This is a genomic window from Saccharicrinis carchari (assembly GCF_900182605.1).
In the GTDB taxonomy this organism is placed as follows: domain Bacteria; phylum Bacteroidota; class Bacteroidia; order Bacteroidales; family Marinilabiliaceae; genus Saccharicrinis; species Saccharicrinis carchari.
The window spans coordinates 175,170-190,527 of sequence record NZ_FXTB01000001.1 but is presented as its reverse complement, the minus strand read 5'-3'; the positions used below and the strand labels follow the sequence as shown (position 1 = coordinate 190,527).

The window sequence follows — 15,358 nt, the reverse complement described above, 5'->3', positions numbered from 1 at the left end:
CAACCGCACATCGATGGATTGGCTAAAGCGACAGGTTTTAGCGAACAACTATACCAATGGGCTAGCAATGTGCACAATTAATTAAACGCATGCGATCAGTATAAAAATAAAACAAGAGCTATAAATGCAGCGTGCTTATTGGAACACTTACTTTTTTATTGTCCTTTTAATTCGGTTTCTGTATTATTGCAAAATGAAAATTAAAAACATCATAACTACCATTGTCCTTTTTTTAGGCTTTACCCTTGTAACTTTTTCACAAGAAAGAACGGCTTTTGAACCTTCAGGAAAACCTATACTTAAAATATTTTCCAATTACCACAGCACCTTTAGTGAGGGGGAAATATTTAACCAGTTTCAGATTAAACGTGCTTATTTGGGATATGCACATACATTTAGTAAAAAATGGTCGGCACGTGTAATATTTGATGTTGGTAACCCTAAGGACGGTGGTCAACATCAGCTGGCAGCTTATGTAAAAAACGCATTGGTCAATTATAAAAATGCTGGCTTATCAGTTAGTTTTGGTTTGATAGGTACCACCGCTTTTAAAACACAGGAGCAACAATGGGGATACCGATACCTGTTAAAATCCTTCCAGAACCGACATAATTTTGTTTCGAGTGCCGATATAGGTATCAGTGCTGCCTACCAATTCAACAACATAATAAGTGCCGACCTAATAATGGTTAATGGCGAAGGTCATAAAAAAATTGAACAAGACAGTATTTTTTCAATCGGTGCAGGACTAACAATAAATCCGATTGACGCTTTAACCCTCAGAGCGTATTACGAAACCACAACCCAGGAAAAAGATAGTATAAAACGTCAAAACACATCGGCCCTATTTGTGGGATATCAATTTAAAAAACTTGCGCTCGGAGCCGAGTACAGCCTTCAAACCAACCGAAAGATGAAAGAAGGAGTGGACTGGCATGGTTTTTCTTTTTTCTCCACCCTACAAATAAAATCTGCAAAATTATTTGCACGCTTCGACAAGCTGAAATCCAAAGCTGACTGGAATACCGACTCGGATGGCCACTTATTTATCATAGGTGCAGAATTTAATCCGGTAAAAGGAATAAAAATAGCACCTAACTTCCGTACACTCTCCCCTGCAGCCGATAATGCACCTCACATAAAATACGCCTATATAAACTGCGAAATAAGTTTTTAATGCCTCATTGTAAAATATGAGTAAATAGTTTTGGAATTTGGCAATAAGCATGTAGCTTTAAGTACTTTTATAAGTAATCAACGAATTGAATATTAACTTAATCAACATCTAAGTGTATGCCGTCAATATCCAGAAGAAGTAGTGAAATGCCCCTATCTCCCATTCGTAAACTTGTACCACTAGCGGATGCCGCCGAAGAGCGGGGAGTAAAAATTTATCATTTAAATATTGGCCAACCGGATATACCCACACCCCAAGTTGCCATAGATGCCATAAAAAACATTGATCGTAAGGTACTGGAATACACCAACTCGGCCGGTACACTGGAGTACCGCCAAAAATTAGTTGAATATTACAATCGTTTTGGCATTAATCTTAACAAAGAAGACATATTGGTAACCACCGGTGGTTCCGAAGCATTTAATTTTGCCTTTTTATGCTGCTTTAGCTATGGCGAGGAGGTTATTATACCCGAACCATTTTATGCGAATTACAGCAGCTTTGCCAACGCGGTAGGTATCAAGATAAAACCTATTAGTTCCAGTTTTGAAGATGACTTTTCCCTCCCTTCCGCAAAAGAGTTTGAAAAACTAATTACCCCAAACACAAAAGGTATATTTATCTGTAACCCCAACAACCCTACCGGCTATTTATATACCGAAGAAGAGCTGAACGACCTTAAAGATCTTGTTAAAAAGCATGATCTGTTTTTATTATCTGATGAAGTATATCGCGAATTTTGTTACGACGATAACAAACATTTTTCGGCATTGAGTTTAAAAGGCATCGAAGATAACGTAGTTATTATTGATTCGGTGAGCAAAAGATACAGCGAATGTGGGTTACGGATTGGTGCATTGATAAGCAGAAACAATCAGGTAATAAATGCTGCCGTTAAGTTTGCACAAGCCCGTTTGAGTCCGCCCTTGATAGGCCAGATAGCAGCTTGCGCTTCAATTGATGCCACTCCTGCCTATGCCGAGTCAGTTTACAACGAATATATTCAACGTAGGAATATGTTGGTAGAAGGGTTGAATAAAATACCGGGCGTAAAATCACTGCTTCCTAAAGGGGCTTTTTATACCATGGTAAAACTTCCGGTAAAAGATGCTGAAGATTTTTGCAGTTGGATATTAAGTGATTTTGAATATGAAGGACAAACCGTTATGATGGCTCCGGGATCAGGTTTTTACAATAGTCCCAATAGAGGACACGATGAAGTGAGAATTGCTTATGTGCTAAATATCGAAGACCTAAAGAAAGCCTTGGTAGTTTTAGAGAAAGCACTGGCGATTTATCCGGGAAGAATTTAAAAAAACGAATAACTGAGCATAAGGCTCAAAATAAAAGAACATAAAGCACAGGGTACTAAGCAAACTGCAGGGAATCAATAATGGGGGCGCTTTACTAAAAAAATGGGTCCTATCCACCTTATCGGTACGGCACTTCCATTTTTGCAGCAGAAAAGTCCCCTTTTTTCAATATGCAAGAAGAAGAGCCGATTCACAACGAAAATATTTTATCTTATTAACATACCGGCAAGTGGTGAATTACAGCAACTCCCTACCTATCTATCCTGCAGTTAAAAACAACTCAGAAGGTAAATATTTTTGCATGACACTCTCTCCTATTCTCCCTCTGATATTACTAGTCAAACCCTCAATTAAAGATAGGTATCAAACAAGATATCATTCTACTTTTTACCCTTCTTCTTTACCTTAGCAAAAAACTTATGCAAAGCCTCATTATTTTCTCTCGAAAAGGCCGACACCATAATGGGCGGGTATTTGGCCATCTGGGCACCTTGTTTTTGGAATACAAACAACTTGCGTCTGAAAAACAGGGAACCTTGAATCTGATATTTTACAAAAGCGGAAACCGGTATACGAAACATCTTAAACTCGCGGCTAAAGGGAAAAGAATTATAATACTTAATTTCGATATGTTTATCCTTCTCCAAAATCTCAAAGTAAAAATACCCGCCATACATAAAGCAATACACGGTAAGAGCAAATAAAAGCGCACTCGTCCATTGAAGCCAGGTTAGCATCAACAACTGAATGGTTAAAGAACACACCCAAAGTGCCAAAAATGCAAGCACAAAAAATGTAAATATTAGTTGTATTCTGCCGGCTGTAATTCTATTATTCATAATACGTTCCTTGTTTTCAGCAAATAAAATTAAAAATAAGGGAATTACAAAATGGGTGAGGAAATACAATTTTCATATGTCCGGGAAATACCTCTCTCGTTTAAAATCCATATTTTCAAAAAAACATGAATAGTATAGCTTAACTATGCAGAATAAGCTTTTTTGCCTATTTTTGAAGTTTTTACAAAAAATACAAACTAGATAGCACCATGCAGGTAATTGAAGATAGTGAATCCAAAGTATATGGAAGCGATGATTTAAAAAAGGATCTTTCAACGCTCATAAAAAAACATGGACGAGGTAAGGTCTTTTTGTTGATGGATAGCGGATCGTACCAACATTGCTATCCACTGATAAAAGGATTGCCCGAAATTGATGAAAGCAATTACCTTGTTATTGAACAGGGCGATGAGCATAAAAATGTGGATGCACTGGCTAAAGTATGGCACTTTTTAAATACCCATGGTGCCGACAGAAAATCCTTACTCATTAATTTGGCCGGTGGCATGCCTTGCGACCTGGGTGGTTTTGCTGCAGCAACTTTTAAACGAGGTATCGACTTTATAAATATTCCTACCACCCTGTTGAGCCAGGTGGATGCCAGTGTTGGAGGTAAGACAGGCATTAATTTTAACGGATACAAAAATGAGATAGGGGCCTTTAAACATGCCACCGCCGTATTGGTTTGCAACGACTTTATTGCCTCACAGGATCAGGCAAATATTTCATCGGGCTTTGCCGAAATGATAAAACATGCCCTAATACATTCGGAGGACACCTGGCAAACGATTAAAAACTTTAAGATACTTCATCCCGATCTGGAAAAACTTAAACCTCTGGTGGTAAACTCCATCCATATAAAGGAGGGCTTTGTAAAAACTGATCCAACCGAACAAAACGTGCGTAAGTCATTAAATTTTGGGCATACCATCGGACATGCCTTCGAAAGCTATGCCATGAGTACCAAAAAACCTGTTTTACACGGCTTTGCAGTTGCCTATGGTATGATTGCCGAATTGTACCTTTGCCATAAAAAATGTGCTTTCCCTATACAAAAAGTTCAGGCGATAATTCAGATAATCATTTCCATCTATGGTAAGTTTACAATTACTGAAAGTGATTTTGATGCCTTGTTTAACTTGATGACTCATGACAAAAAGAACGAGAAAAACCTGATTAACTTTACCCTTTTAAAGGATATTGGCCGGATTGCCATAGACCAGCACTGCACGAAGGAGGAGATATTTGAGGCGTTGCATTTTTACATGGAGGCCTAAGAACCAGGAGTGGGAATTGCGGTTTGGGAGTTCGGTAGTCGATGTTAGACACGAAGATAAATAGCGGAAAGCGAAAAGCAAAAAAGGAGGAGAACGGAAAGCGCAGCGCATACAGTGGAGAGCGCAAGGAAGGAGATAGCAATAAAAAATAAACGTAAATAAAGACTTGATACTTTGTACTAAAAAAATAAAACAATGCAATATACCATTTCAGCGCCTAAGCAGGTGTCAGCCTATAAAGTAGCCTTACCTACTTCCAAAAGCATTAGCAACAGGGCACTTATTTTAAATGCCCTCGCCTATAGCGCCAAGCCCATCAAAAACTTATCCGATAGCGACGATACCCAGTTGATGCTTAAAGCACTTCAGTCCGAAAGCAATGTATTTGATGTAGGTGCAGCCGGCACCACCATGCGCTTTTTAACAGCTTTTTTATCCAAAATAGTGGGCGAATGGACCATCACCGGCTCCGAGCGTATGAAGCAGCGTCCCATAAAAATATTGGTAGAAGCACTTAACAAGCTGGGTGCCAAAATTGAGTATATCGAACAGGAAGGCTATCCCCCACTACGCATTTACGGAAGTGCTTTAGAGGGAGGTGATCTGGAGCTGTCCGGTAATGTGAGCAGTCAGTATATTTCGGCTTTACTAATGATAGGACCTACCATGAAAGATGGCCTACGACTAACACTGAGCGGAGAAATTATATCACGTCCATACATTTCATTAACCCTGAAGATGATGGAAACCTTTGGAGTAAAAAGTTATTGGAAAGGAAATACCATTACCGTACCCGAAGGCAATTACCAGGCGACCGACTTTAGCGTAGAAGCCGACTGGAGTGCCGCATCGTACTGGTTCCAGATAGCTGCTTTAAGCAAAGATTGCCAGCTGAACCTGCAAGGGCTTAAAAGATACAGCGAACAAGGCGATGCCAAAGTGGCAGCGCTTTTTAAACAACTGGGAGTAAACGCTAAGTTCTCGCAAAAAGGACTGATGCTGACAAGTAGCGAAATAACCACAAATAAGTTTAGCTATAATTTTATCGAACAGCCCGATTTGGCCCAGACCTTTGCCGTAACTTGCTGTTGCTTAGGCATACCCTTTAAGTTTACCGGATTGCAGACCCTAAAAATTAAGGAAACCGATCGTATCAACGCATTGATTGTGGAACTAAAAAAAATGGGCTTTGTACTCAACTCTAATCAAATAGACGATTTAAGCTGGGACGGTGCTACTTGTAAAAAAGACGAAAAACCCTGCATTAGTACTTATAAGGATCATCGTATGGCCATGGCCTTTGCCCCTGCCGCATTAATTATTGGCGATATGCAAATTGATGATCCCGGTGTGGTATCTAAATCCTATCCCAGGTATTGGGATCATTTAAAGGAGTTTGGTTTTGGGGTAAAAGAGAAATAGACCCCCTCACCATAAAAAAAAGAAAAGCATGTCTTCAGGACATTTTCCAAGCTGTCAATTACTTTGTTAATTGGAGGCTATCTTCACGTCACACCCAAAGCGCTCAAAGAGCGGTTTTCCATTCCCTCCCCCATTCGGGGGAGATGGAGGGGGCTTTAATACTGCTCTCTTTCGTTGGGGAAATCAACCGATTTTACATCCTGGATATAATTACCTACGGCGCCGCTTATCTCTGCAAACAGATTATGGTAACGACGCAAAAAACGCGGCGAAAACTCCTGATTGATGCCCAGCATATCGTGCAGCACCAATACCTGACCATCCACACCACTACCGGCACCGATGCCTACGATAGGAATGGTAAGCTCATCGGCCACTCTTTTAGCCAGATCAGCGGGTATTTTTTCTAATACGATACCAAAACAGCCGGTTTCCTGTAACAAATGGGCATCTTCAATCAGTTTTTTGGCTTCATCTTCCTGCTTGGCCCTAACCGTATAAGTCCCAAACTTATGGATAGATTGTGGTGTAAGACCAAGATGCCCCATTACGGGTATGCCGGCCGAAAGTATTCTGGTAATACATTCTACTACCTCGGCACCACCTTCCAGTTTAACCGCATCAGCGGCTGTTTCTTTCATTATTCTGATAGCCGACGACAGTGCCTCTTTAGAATTACCCTGATAGGTACCAAAAGGCATATCCACCACCACCAGTGCTCGTTTTACACCACGTACAACGGAAGCACCATGATATATCATCTGATCCAAAGTAATGGGTAAGGTAGTCTCCCACCCCGCCATCACGTTCGATGCGGAATCGCCAACCAATATAACATCCACACCAGCCTGATCTACAATCTTGGCCAATGAGAAATCATAAGAAGTTAGCATAGCTATTTTTTCCTTATTATGCTTCATTTCACTCAATACATGAGTAGTCACCTTTCGTTGACGATTCATTGTTACCGACATAATCTACCATTTTGTTTTTAACTGCTACAAAGTTAATAAATTGTTAGGTGCAGTCTGTAACAAAATGTTAAACCTTTTACCTTATCTAATATTTTATATTTTTGTGCGTTTTATCGCATGAGACAAGGTGCGATGAGTGGAAGCAGCGGGTGGTGAGTATTGAGTGGTGAGTGTAAAGAAAAATAAGAAATAAACAGTTAAAAAACAAATAAAAGCAACACACATATTATGAAACAATTATCATTAACTATCGCCTTTTTTTTAGGCGTTTTAAGTTCTACTTTAGCCCAGCCATTAACATTTGGGCAGCAAAGCATCGGTATTTCTATTGGCATCCCGTCTATGTACGACCACGCCTACACAAAACAATCGCCTGCGATAAGCGCTCTCTACGAATACGGGATTAGTGATAAAATTGGGATTGGTTATATTGGTGTAGGCGGTTTACTATCCTTGGCCGGTGGCGAATATAATGCACCAATATTAAGCCAATCTGTATCGTACAAGTTAAGTCAAACCCTAATCGGACCAAGGGCCGCCTACCACTTTGATATGGTTGACCTGACAGGCAATAAAGACTGGCAAAACCTGGATGTGTATAGCGGTGCCTTTCTGGGGCTTAAATTTGAAAGTGCCAAATACACCGAGCCCAACACCAGTAAAAAATTAAAAAACAATAATACTAAGCTGGTTACCGATTTGTTTGCCGGTATCCGCTATGCTTTTACCCCTCATATAGGTGCCTTTGGCGAAATAGGTTTTGGCGTAAGCTATCTGAGTGTTGGTGTTAGCTTCCGGTTTTAAGTAGCAAGAAGGATAAAAAAAACTTCCCTTCAAAGTCTGTTTTGAGGGAAGTTTTTATTTTAATTTATAAAATTCACCATACGAGGTAGGCTGCTCATTATTTGCTTGCTACTTTTGAGTTAAGGAGATTGACTATCAGGTTGGTTTTTTGCCGGATATCTTCCGTTATTGCGTTTACTGAGATAGTAGCACCGGATATAGTATCCACATTCTTCCCCACCCGGAGTTCCTTGCTATTGTTATATCCTTTAAATTGCTTTAACCAACCCTTTGCCATCACTTCGTGGCCATGGGTAGCTGCGTAGTTATACACTTTAATCAGCTCCACATTAGCTTTAGCATCAAAGAAAATAAAATAATCAAAATATTCTGAGCTTCCCTGGGATTCGGTACTTATATTGCATCCTCCGCTACGGCAACTATTCACCCTACCCACATACACGTACTTGGTATTTGGTTTCATCACCGTAAAAAACTGACCTTCCAACGACGTACCTGCCGCCATTTCCATTTGAATAAGATCATCCAATTTAGCACCCCAGTTTTTTTCCATTTCCTTTTTTAAGGTTCTGTGGGTATAATCAATATTGGCTTGTGCCATACCGGATGTAACAAGCAGCCATGTGCAAAGAGTGGCCAATATCCATTTATTTTTACTCATCATGATTTAATTGTATAGCAGGGTAAAACACTTGCTTCTTAACTTACTGGCTATGTGAGCCTAGAACATTATACCAAAACCGGCATTAAAAGAGGCTTTGGCCTTATTGTCGGCTTCCGTTTTCACAAACTGTACATCGGACTTAAATGCAGCATTGGGTGCCACTTTCCAGGTAAGCCCGGTAGTGATAACGTTGGCTGCATAAGCCTTATTGCGCACTATTCCTTTCTCCAATGAATTTTGTGTATCGTACTTCTCCAATCTAATAAATGGAATCAACTCCGTTTTAACCTCCTCAACGGTATTAAAAACATTATAGCCCACTTCGGCATAGTAACCTATCATTGATTTTCCAAGATCGTTATTTTTACCATCTTTGGCCGTGAACACATTGTACTCGTTTGTATTGCCCAAACTATTATAATAGAACTGCCCCTTTACACTAAGGCCACTTCGTGAATAACGAAAGTCGGCACCAATCATAGCCATATTTATCACAGAAGAATCGGCCACCGCCAAGGCATTAACATCATCTTTGTTTATGCCATCATACAATGTACTTTGCGACTTACCCACATATCCCGACAGCCCCAGATTAAGTCCTCTGATACCAAAATATTCCACTTTAGCGGTAAAGTTGGGCGAACTAATATAGGATTCCGCACCCTTTTGCCGCCCTTTGCGCAGACCATCCTTACCACGAAATTTACCTGCCCCGTTAAAACCGTTAAAACCATTCATCAGGTAAGCCTGATATCGCATATTAGCCGGAACAACTACACCCGTAAAACCTACCCCTATCTCGCGCCAGGTAGTAGGTGCTATTAACTTATCTATATGCGGACGCTCTACCCCATTAAAAGTATTAGGCTCGTGATATTCGTTAATGATACCCATAGGTGTTAATATTAAACCGGCTCTTAGATTAAGTGCATTATTTATCTTATACTGCAAAAAAGCCTGCTCAATATACACCTCGCTTACATGTTCAAATTCAATTTCGGTTATAAATTGGGTCCGTTCGTTAAATTGATAGCCAAACAACATTACAACTCTGTGCACGTCTAATTTTCCATTACTTTTAACAGCTGAGCTTAGGGGTTGATTGTAGTGCACCTCGGCATAACCGCCTACTTGTAAGTTGCCCTCTGTTTGCAACATTTTTTCGGCAGCATTAAAATATTGATTTTGATTGTCGGCCACCTGAGCTCTCATTACAATAGAACACGCGGTTAAAGCCATAAATAAAAATATAGTCTTCATCAATTGTTGGTTTAATTAGTTTTAATAAATGAGGTGATTCTTTTATCACCTCAACAATACAAAGGTATTTCATTACCTTTTTGCGGGAAATAACCATTTATAGCTAAAATTTGATGAGAGAAGTGAATAACAGGGATGCAATACATTTGGCTTCAACACAAAGCGCAACACATACAACAAGCTCACTAACAACTTTTTACAATCGATTAAACCGCAACCACATACTAAAATCTAAAAAAAACACATAACCAATAATAAGGATATTCTATCCCAATCCGGGTAGCATCTATGCCGTTCTTATCAACAATACAATACACGAAACCAACGTAATGGCCAATGTGGCATTTCTAAAAATAATGCCGGGGATAAAACTATTAATTCGTTTGCCTATAAAGGAACCCATGTACAAAATGGGTGCAAACAACACCACCGTTTTTATAGTTTCATGGGTAAGTAAGCCCATACCAAGGTAGCCTGCAATGGCAACTACAGAAGTTACAATGTTAAACCACGAAAATATTTCGCGAAACTCTCTGTTGCTTACCTTTGTAAGGTTTAATAACAATGCCAAGGGTGGACCGCTAACGGATACGGCACCGGTTAAAAAACCAATAAGCCCACCGCTTATCTTGTAGGTAAGCTTAGAAATCCTAACGGTTCGTTTAAAACTAAATATGCTTAAAAGGGTAAGCACAATAAATACCACGCTTATCGCACGTATCATTATATTCTCGGGTATGTACTTTAGCAAGGCCGCTCCCATTAAGGAGAAGAGTCCACCCCAAATAATTAAGGTTTTGTATTCCGGCTTAACAAGCGCCTGGTCTTTTTTTTGCAGCACAATAATAACAGATGACAGAAGGTTGCACAGCAACAACACCGGAATTATTTGTACCGGTGTATACCAAATAAGCAGAGGTGGCAAGGCTACCAATGCAAATCCAAAACCTGTAATTCCTTTAATAAGGCTTGCAACAGAAACAATAAGTAATATCCAAAATAATTCCATTTTTCTCCTTTTTATCGCAAGCTAAAAATTACCTACTAATATTTTATTTACAAATGCTTTCCCTTGTACGAAAAAGTCTAATCTATTCTAACACTTATTTTAAAAAGAGCATGATAAGGGAGCCCGAAGCGATAATAGCCCAAAGCAAAATACCGAGGATAAAGCTTCTTAATCCTGCATCTTTTGCTTCATCCAGCGAAATTTCCGTACCAATTAAAAATAATGCCACTACCATTCCTTTTTTTCCCAACCAATTAAAATGCTCATATGTGCTTTCCCAAGCCGGAACAACATGGGCAATAACCATGGCTAAAACAAAAAGTAAAATAAAGTAAGGAAACTGGATTTTATTTTTTTTATCCTTTTGCGCAATTGATATCACAACAGACAAGGGAATTATCCACAATGCCCTAATTAACTTGACCGTTGTGGCAATATGCAGTGCCTTTTCGCCGTATATGGCTCCGGCTCCTACTACCGAACTTGTGTCGTGAATAGCAATGGCAGCCCAATGGCCAAATGTATCTTGCGAAAGATTAAATATATGCCCCAGGTATGGAAATAAGAACAGAGCAATCGCATTTAAAATAAAAATGACCACCAACGAAAACGAAACCTGGTAATTTTTAGTGCTCAAAACACTCGATACAGCAGCTATGGCACTTCCTCCACATATGGCAGTACCCGATGCAATCAGCAAACTTATTTTGGAATCCACTTTTAACAACTTTCCTAAAAAAACACCCAACACCATAACGCTCACTACCGAAATAGCCGTCTCTAAAAAAGCCGATTGCGAAGTTTCTATTACCTGCGCTAAATTCATTCCAAAGCCCATCAAAACAATGGATGCTTTAAGAAACAAAGAAGTATATCCGTGATTTGACTTTATTTTTATCCCCAACAACGAAAACACAATACCAATTACCAAGGCAGTAGCCGGTGATAATAAGGGTGTAAAACAAAGTATTGCAACCAAAAAGTAAATAATTTGTGTTTGCTTTGCCGTAAATGCCATGTTATTTTGTTTTAATTGATGCAACAAAAGTAAACCATGCAAATAGCTAAAGCAAATACAAATTTGCTATATGCGATAACTAAAAGTTATGTGATGAGAGTAAATTAATAAACGTAAGTGCATTGTTAGCCACATTGCCCTGGCGCAATGCAATCCGGAATTTACGTGATAGTACAAGGTTTTTGACCTTAATTTTTACAATAGTTTTGAGTTGCAGTTCCTTACTTATTGCTTTTTCAGAAACCAACGCTATTCCGTCAAAATCAGACAGAAAATTTTTAATGGCCTCGGTACTCCCCAAATGTATAATCACATTTAAATCATCTATTCGTAGGTTATTAGCCTTTAAGGCACGGTTAATTACCTCCGATGTGCCGGAACCTTTTTCGCGTAACACAATAGGCATTTCTTTAAAATCGGACAGTACTATCTGTTTACGCTTAGCATAAACGCTGTTGCTGCCTGTCACCACTACTAACTCATCATCTAAAAAGTCGATGTACTTTAAAGCAGCTAGCGATGAGGCATTCTCCACCAATGCTATGTCAATTTCACCCTCAAGAAGCATTTGTTTTATGTAAAAAGAGTTGGAGCTATAAAGATGCAGATCGATATTGGGATAGCGTTTATAAAATAAAGCCAGCACTTCCGGAATTACATATTGCGATATGGTTGAGCTGGCACCTATTTTCAGGATACCTTTGTAGGTGTTGTTGAGCCTGCCCAATTCAAATTCGAGTTCGGCATATTGCAATTCAATTTTTTTCAGATACTCGTAATTCACCTTGCCTGCCTGGGTAAGATATATTCTGTTGCCCTTTCGTTCGAATAGGGTACTGTTTAAATTACTCTCGAGCTCTTTAATATGCTTACTTACCGCCGGTTGGCTGATAAACAACTCTTCGGCAGCCTTCGAAAAACTTAAATTTTCGGCTACGGCCAAAAACACTTTGTCTTTATGATCCATAAAGCAAAGTTATAGATTATTATTTAAAGGTAAACAAGATGAAAATGAAACTACAAGGTCTGGGAAATATCAACTTAATGATTACGAGTAAAAAAAACCGCCACTTAATGCAAAAATGGCGGAATTATACATGTTTAGTAAGGTTATTATCTTACGGCTTTATTCACCTGATTCATATTTAAACGAAACCGACAGGCGGGCTCGGTAAGCCTCAACCTTACCATCATTGATTACTAAATCGAGTTTAGACACCTCTGCTACCCTAAGGTCGCGCAAGGATTCGGATGCTCTGCTTATAGCAGCAGCTGCTGCTTTTTCCCATGATTCGGTACTTGTACCTACCAATTCAATTACTTTATAAACACTTTCTGCCATAACTGATAATTTTTGTTAAATGAGTAATTAATATAAAATCCTAGAAGCACTATTCAATTAAGCTGATTGCAACAAGAGGTAAATTACAACATAATATACAGAAAATCAAGGAGGAATATAGCGGTTTAAATAAAAACAAGTAAGTGATTGGAAACATGGTACAGCATGAAGCAAAAAAGCCCCGGTATCCCGGGGCTTTTAATTATTCTATACTTTTATAAAGAGAAGGATTACTTCACTTCTTCAAAATCTACGTCAGTTACTTCGTCATCACCGCCTTTGTCGTCGCTGCCTTGTGCTTCTGCTCCTGGCTGTGCACTACCGGCTTGCTGACCATCCTGTGCCTGACTGGCATTGTACATTTCTTGCGAGGCCGCCTGAAAAACGGTGTTCAATTCGGTGGTAGCCGCATCTATACCTGGCAAATCCTCTGCTTTGTGTGCAGTTTTCAATTTTTCCAGGGCTGCTTCAATAGGGCCCTTTTTGTCGGCGGGTAATTTATCGCCAAACTCTTTCAACTGCTTTTCTGTTTGGAATATCAGGCTATCGGCTCCGTTAAGCTTATCAATCTTCTCTTTGGCTTGCTTATCGGCTTCGGCGTTGGCCGTTGCTTCATCTTTCATACGCTTAATTTCCTCTTCGCTCAAACCTGAAGAAGCTTCAATACGGATGCTCTGTTCTTTACCGGTTGCTTTGTCTTTGGCCGACACATGCAAAATACCATTTGCGTCGATATCAAAAGTCACTTCAATTTGTGGCACACCACGCTGTGCAGGAGAAATACCATCTAAATGGAAGCGTCCGATGGTTTTGTTTTGATTGGCCATTGGGCGCTCACCCTGCAATATATGTATTTCTACAGATGGCTGATTATCGGCTGCCGTGGTAAATGTTTCTGCTTTTTTGGTTGGAATGGTAGTGTTAGACTCAATTAATTTGGTCATCACACCGCCCATTGTTTCAATACCCAACGAAAGCGGGGTAACATCCAGCAGCAACACATCTTTAACTTCGCCTGTTAAAACACCACCTTGTATAGCGGCACCCACAGCTACAACCTCATCGGGGTTAACTCCTTTTGAAGGCTCTTTACCAAAAAATTTGGTTACTATTTCCTGGATTGCAGGAATACGTGTAGAACCACCCACTAAAATAACCTCATCAATATCCGATGGTGATAAGCCTGCATCTTTCAACGAAGCTTTACAAGGCTCCAGTGTAGCCTGAATCAATTTGTCGGCCAATTGCTCAAACTGGGCACGACTCAATGTACGCACCAAGTGCTTTGGTATACCGTCAACAGGCATAATATATGGAAGGTTTATCTCAGTTGAGCTGCTGCTCGAAAGCTCTATCTTGGCTTTTTCGGCTGCATCTTTTAAACGTTGGTGCGCCATCGGATCCTTGCGTAAGTCGATACCTTCATCTTTCAGGAAACCTTCGGCTAACCAGTCGATAATCACATCGTCGAAGTCATCACCACCAAGGTGGGTGTCGCCATTGGTCGATTTCACCTCAAACACTCCATCGCCAAGCTCAAGGATAGAAATATCGAACGTACCTCCACCAAGGTCAAAAACCGCTATCTTCATGTCCTTGTGCATCTTGTCCAGACCATAGGCCAATGAAGCAGCTGTAGGCTCATTAATGATACGCTTAACCGTTAAACCTGCAATTTCCCCGGCTTCTTTAGTCGCTTGACGCTGTGAGTCGTTAAAGTAGGCAGGAACGGTGATAACAGCCTCGGTAACATCCTGCCCCAGATAATCCTCCGCCGTCTTCTTCATTTTCTGCAGAATCATGGCAGAAATTTCCTGTGAGGAATATTTCTTGTCGTCAATTTGCACACGTGGCGTATTGTTGTCGCCTTTAACAACCTCATAAGGTACACGCGACACCTCTTTCGGAATCTCATCGAAATTGCTTCCGATAAAACGCTTAATAGAGTATATCGTTTTTGAAGGGTTTGTTATGGCCTGTCGTTTTGCAGGGTCACCTACTTTTCTTTCTCCTCCATCAATAAATCCAACAATAGATGGTGTTGTTCTTTTTCCTTCGCTATTTGGGATTACAACGGGCTCACTACCTTCCATAACAGAAACACATGAGTTGGTTGTACCTAAGTCGATTCCAATTATTTTTCCCATTTTATTTTAATTTTATATACAATTTGTAAATAGTCTTTTTTATTAACTCGGACAGCCTTGTTTCAAATGCTGTGCCAGTATAAAAATGTGACATAATAATGAAATATTGACA

General features: G+C 39.8%; 14 protein-coding genes. 5 read left to right on the top strand and 9 right to left on the bottom strand.

Annotation, left to right across the window (positions count from 1 at the left end):
* Positions 1-193: 193 nt before the first annotated feature.
* Together FN809_RS00635 and FN809_RS00630 are read left to right on the top strand one after the other, a co-directional pair.
* Positions 194-1,177, top strand: coding sequence for a porin (locus FN809_RS00635; RefSeq protein WP_185957383.1), 984 nt, complete (start codon positions 194-196; stop codon positions 1,175-1,177).
* Positions 1,178-1,293: 116 nt separating this feature from the next.
* Positions 1,294-2,490, top strand: coding sequence for a pyridoxal phosphate-dependent aminotransferase (locus tag FN809_RS00630; RefSeq protein WP_142531549.1), 1,197 nt, complete (start codon positions 1,294-1,296; stop codon positions 2,488-2,490).
* A gap of 380 nt (positions 2,491-2,870) precedes the next feature.
* Here FN809_RS00630 and FN809_RS00625 read toward each other — a convergent pair whose 3' ends face one another.
* Positions 2,871-3,329 carry a hypothetical protein gene (locus tag FN809_RS00625; RefSeq protein ID WP_142531548.1) on the bottom strand — a complete coding sequence of 153 codons (459 nt, stop codon included), beginning with the start codon at positions 3,327-3,329 and terminating at the stop codon, positions 2,871-2,873.
* Positions 3,330-3,538: 209 nt separating this feature from the next.
* On the opposite strand from FN809_RS00625, the gene FN809_RS00620 reads away from it, so the two are divergent.
* A complete protein-coding gene (locus tag FN809_RS00620; RefSeq protein ID WP_142531547.1) occupies positions 3,539-4,606 on the top strand; it encodes a 3-dehydroquinate synthase in 1,068 nt (355 codons plus the stop codon).
* Positions 4,607-4,801: 195 nt separating this feature from the next.
* On the top strand, positions 4,802-6,028 hold the full coding sequence (locus FN809_RS00615; RefSeq protein WP_142531546.1) for a 3-phosphoshikimate 1-carboxyvinyltransferase: 1,227 nt from the start codon (positions 4,802-4,804) through the stop codon (positions 6,026-6,028).
* A gap of 155 nt (positions 6,029-6,183) precedes the next feature.
* On the opposite strand, the gene panB is transcribed toward FN809_RS00615, so the two are convergent.
* Positions 6,184-7,002: a 3-methyl-2-oxobutanoate hydroxymethyltransferase gene (gene panB, locus FN809_RS00610; RefSeq protein ID WP_142531545.1), complete on the bottom strand. Its 819-nt coding sequence runs from the start codon at positions 7,000-7,002 to the stop codon at positions 6,184-6,186.
* A gap of 228 nt (positions 7,003-7,230) precedes the next feature.
* On the opposite strand from panB, the gene FN809_RS00605 reads away from it, so the two are divergent.
* On the top strand, positions 7,231-7,806 hold the full coding sequence (locus tag FN809_RS00605) for an outer membrane beta-barrel protein (RefSeq protein WP_142531544.1): 576 nt from the start codon (positions 7,231-7,233) through the stop codon (positions 7,804-7,806).
* A 97-nt stretch (positions 7,807-7,903) separates the two neighbouring features.
* Here the strand turns inward: FN809_RS00605 and FN809_RS00600 are convergent, their stop codons facing one another.
* The 7 genes from FN809_RS00600 to dnaK form a co-directional block, all read right to left on the bottom strand.
* Positions 7,904-8,470 (bottom strand): FMN-binding protein, encoded by a 567-nt coding sequence (locus FN809_RS00600; protein WP_142531543.1) that lies wholly within the window; start codon positions 8,468-8,470, stop codon positions 7,904-7,906.
* 57 nt (positions 8,471-8,527) lie between these two features.
* On the bottom strand, positions 8,528-9,730 hold the full coding sequence (locus FN809_RS00595; protein WP_142531542.1) for a hypothetical protein: 1,203 nt from the start codon (positions 9,728-9,730) through the stop codon (positions 8,528-8,530).
* Positions 9,731-10,016: 286 nt separating this feature from the next.
* Entirely contained in the window at positions 10,017-10,739 is a 723-nt protein-coding gene (locus FN809_RS00590; RefSeq protein ID WP_142531541.1) for a sulfite exporter TauE/SafE family protein, read from the bottom strand.
* A 94-nt stretch (positions 10,740-10,833) separates the two neighbouring features.
* Positions 10,834-11,757 carry a YeiH family protein gene (locus tag FN809_RS00585; protein ID WP_142531540.1) on the bottom strand — a complete coding sequence of 308 codons (924 nt, stop codon included), beginning with the start codon at positions 11,755-11,757 and terminating at the stop codon, positions 10,834-10,836.
* Positions 11,758-11,836: 79 nt separating this feature from the next.
* Entirely contained in the window at positions 11,837-12,724 is an 888-nt protein-coding gene (locus FN809_RS00580; RefSeq protein WP_142531539.1) for a LysR substrate-binding domain-containing protein, read from the bottom strand.
* 159 nt (positions 12,725-12,883) lie between these two features.
* Positions 12,884-13,099: a dodecin family protein gene (locus tag FN809_RS00575; protein ID WP_142531538.1), complete on the bottom strand. Its 216-nt coding sequence runs from the start codon at positions 13,097-13,099 to the stop codon at positions 12,884-12,886.
* A 230-nt stretch (positions 13,100-13,329) separates the two neighbouring features.
* On the bottom strand, positions 13,330-15,246 hold the full coding sequence (dnaK, locus tag FN809_RS00570) for a molecular chaperone DnaK (RefSeq protein WP_142531537.1): 1,917 nt from the start codon (positions 15,244-15,246) through the stop codon (positions 13,330-13,332).
* Positions 15,247-15,358: the final 112 nt, after the last annotated feature.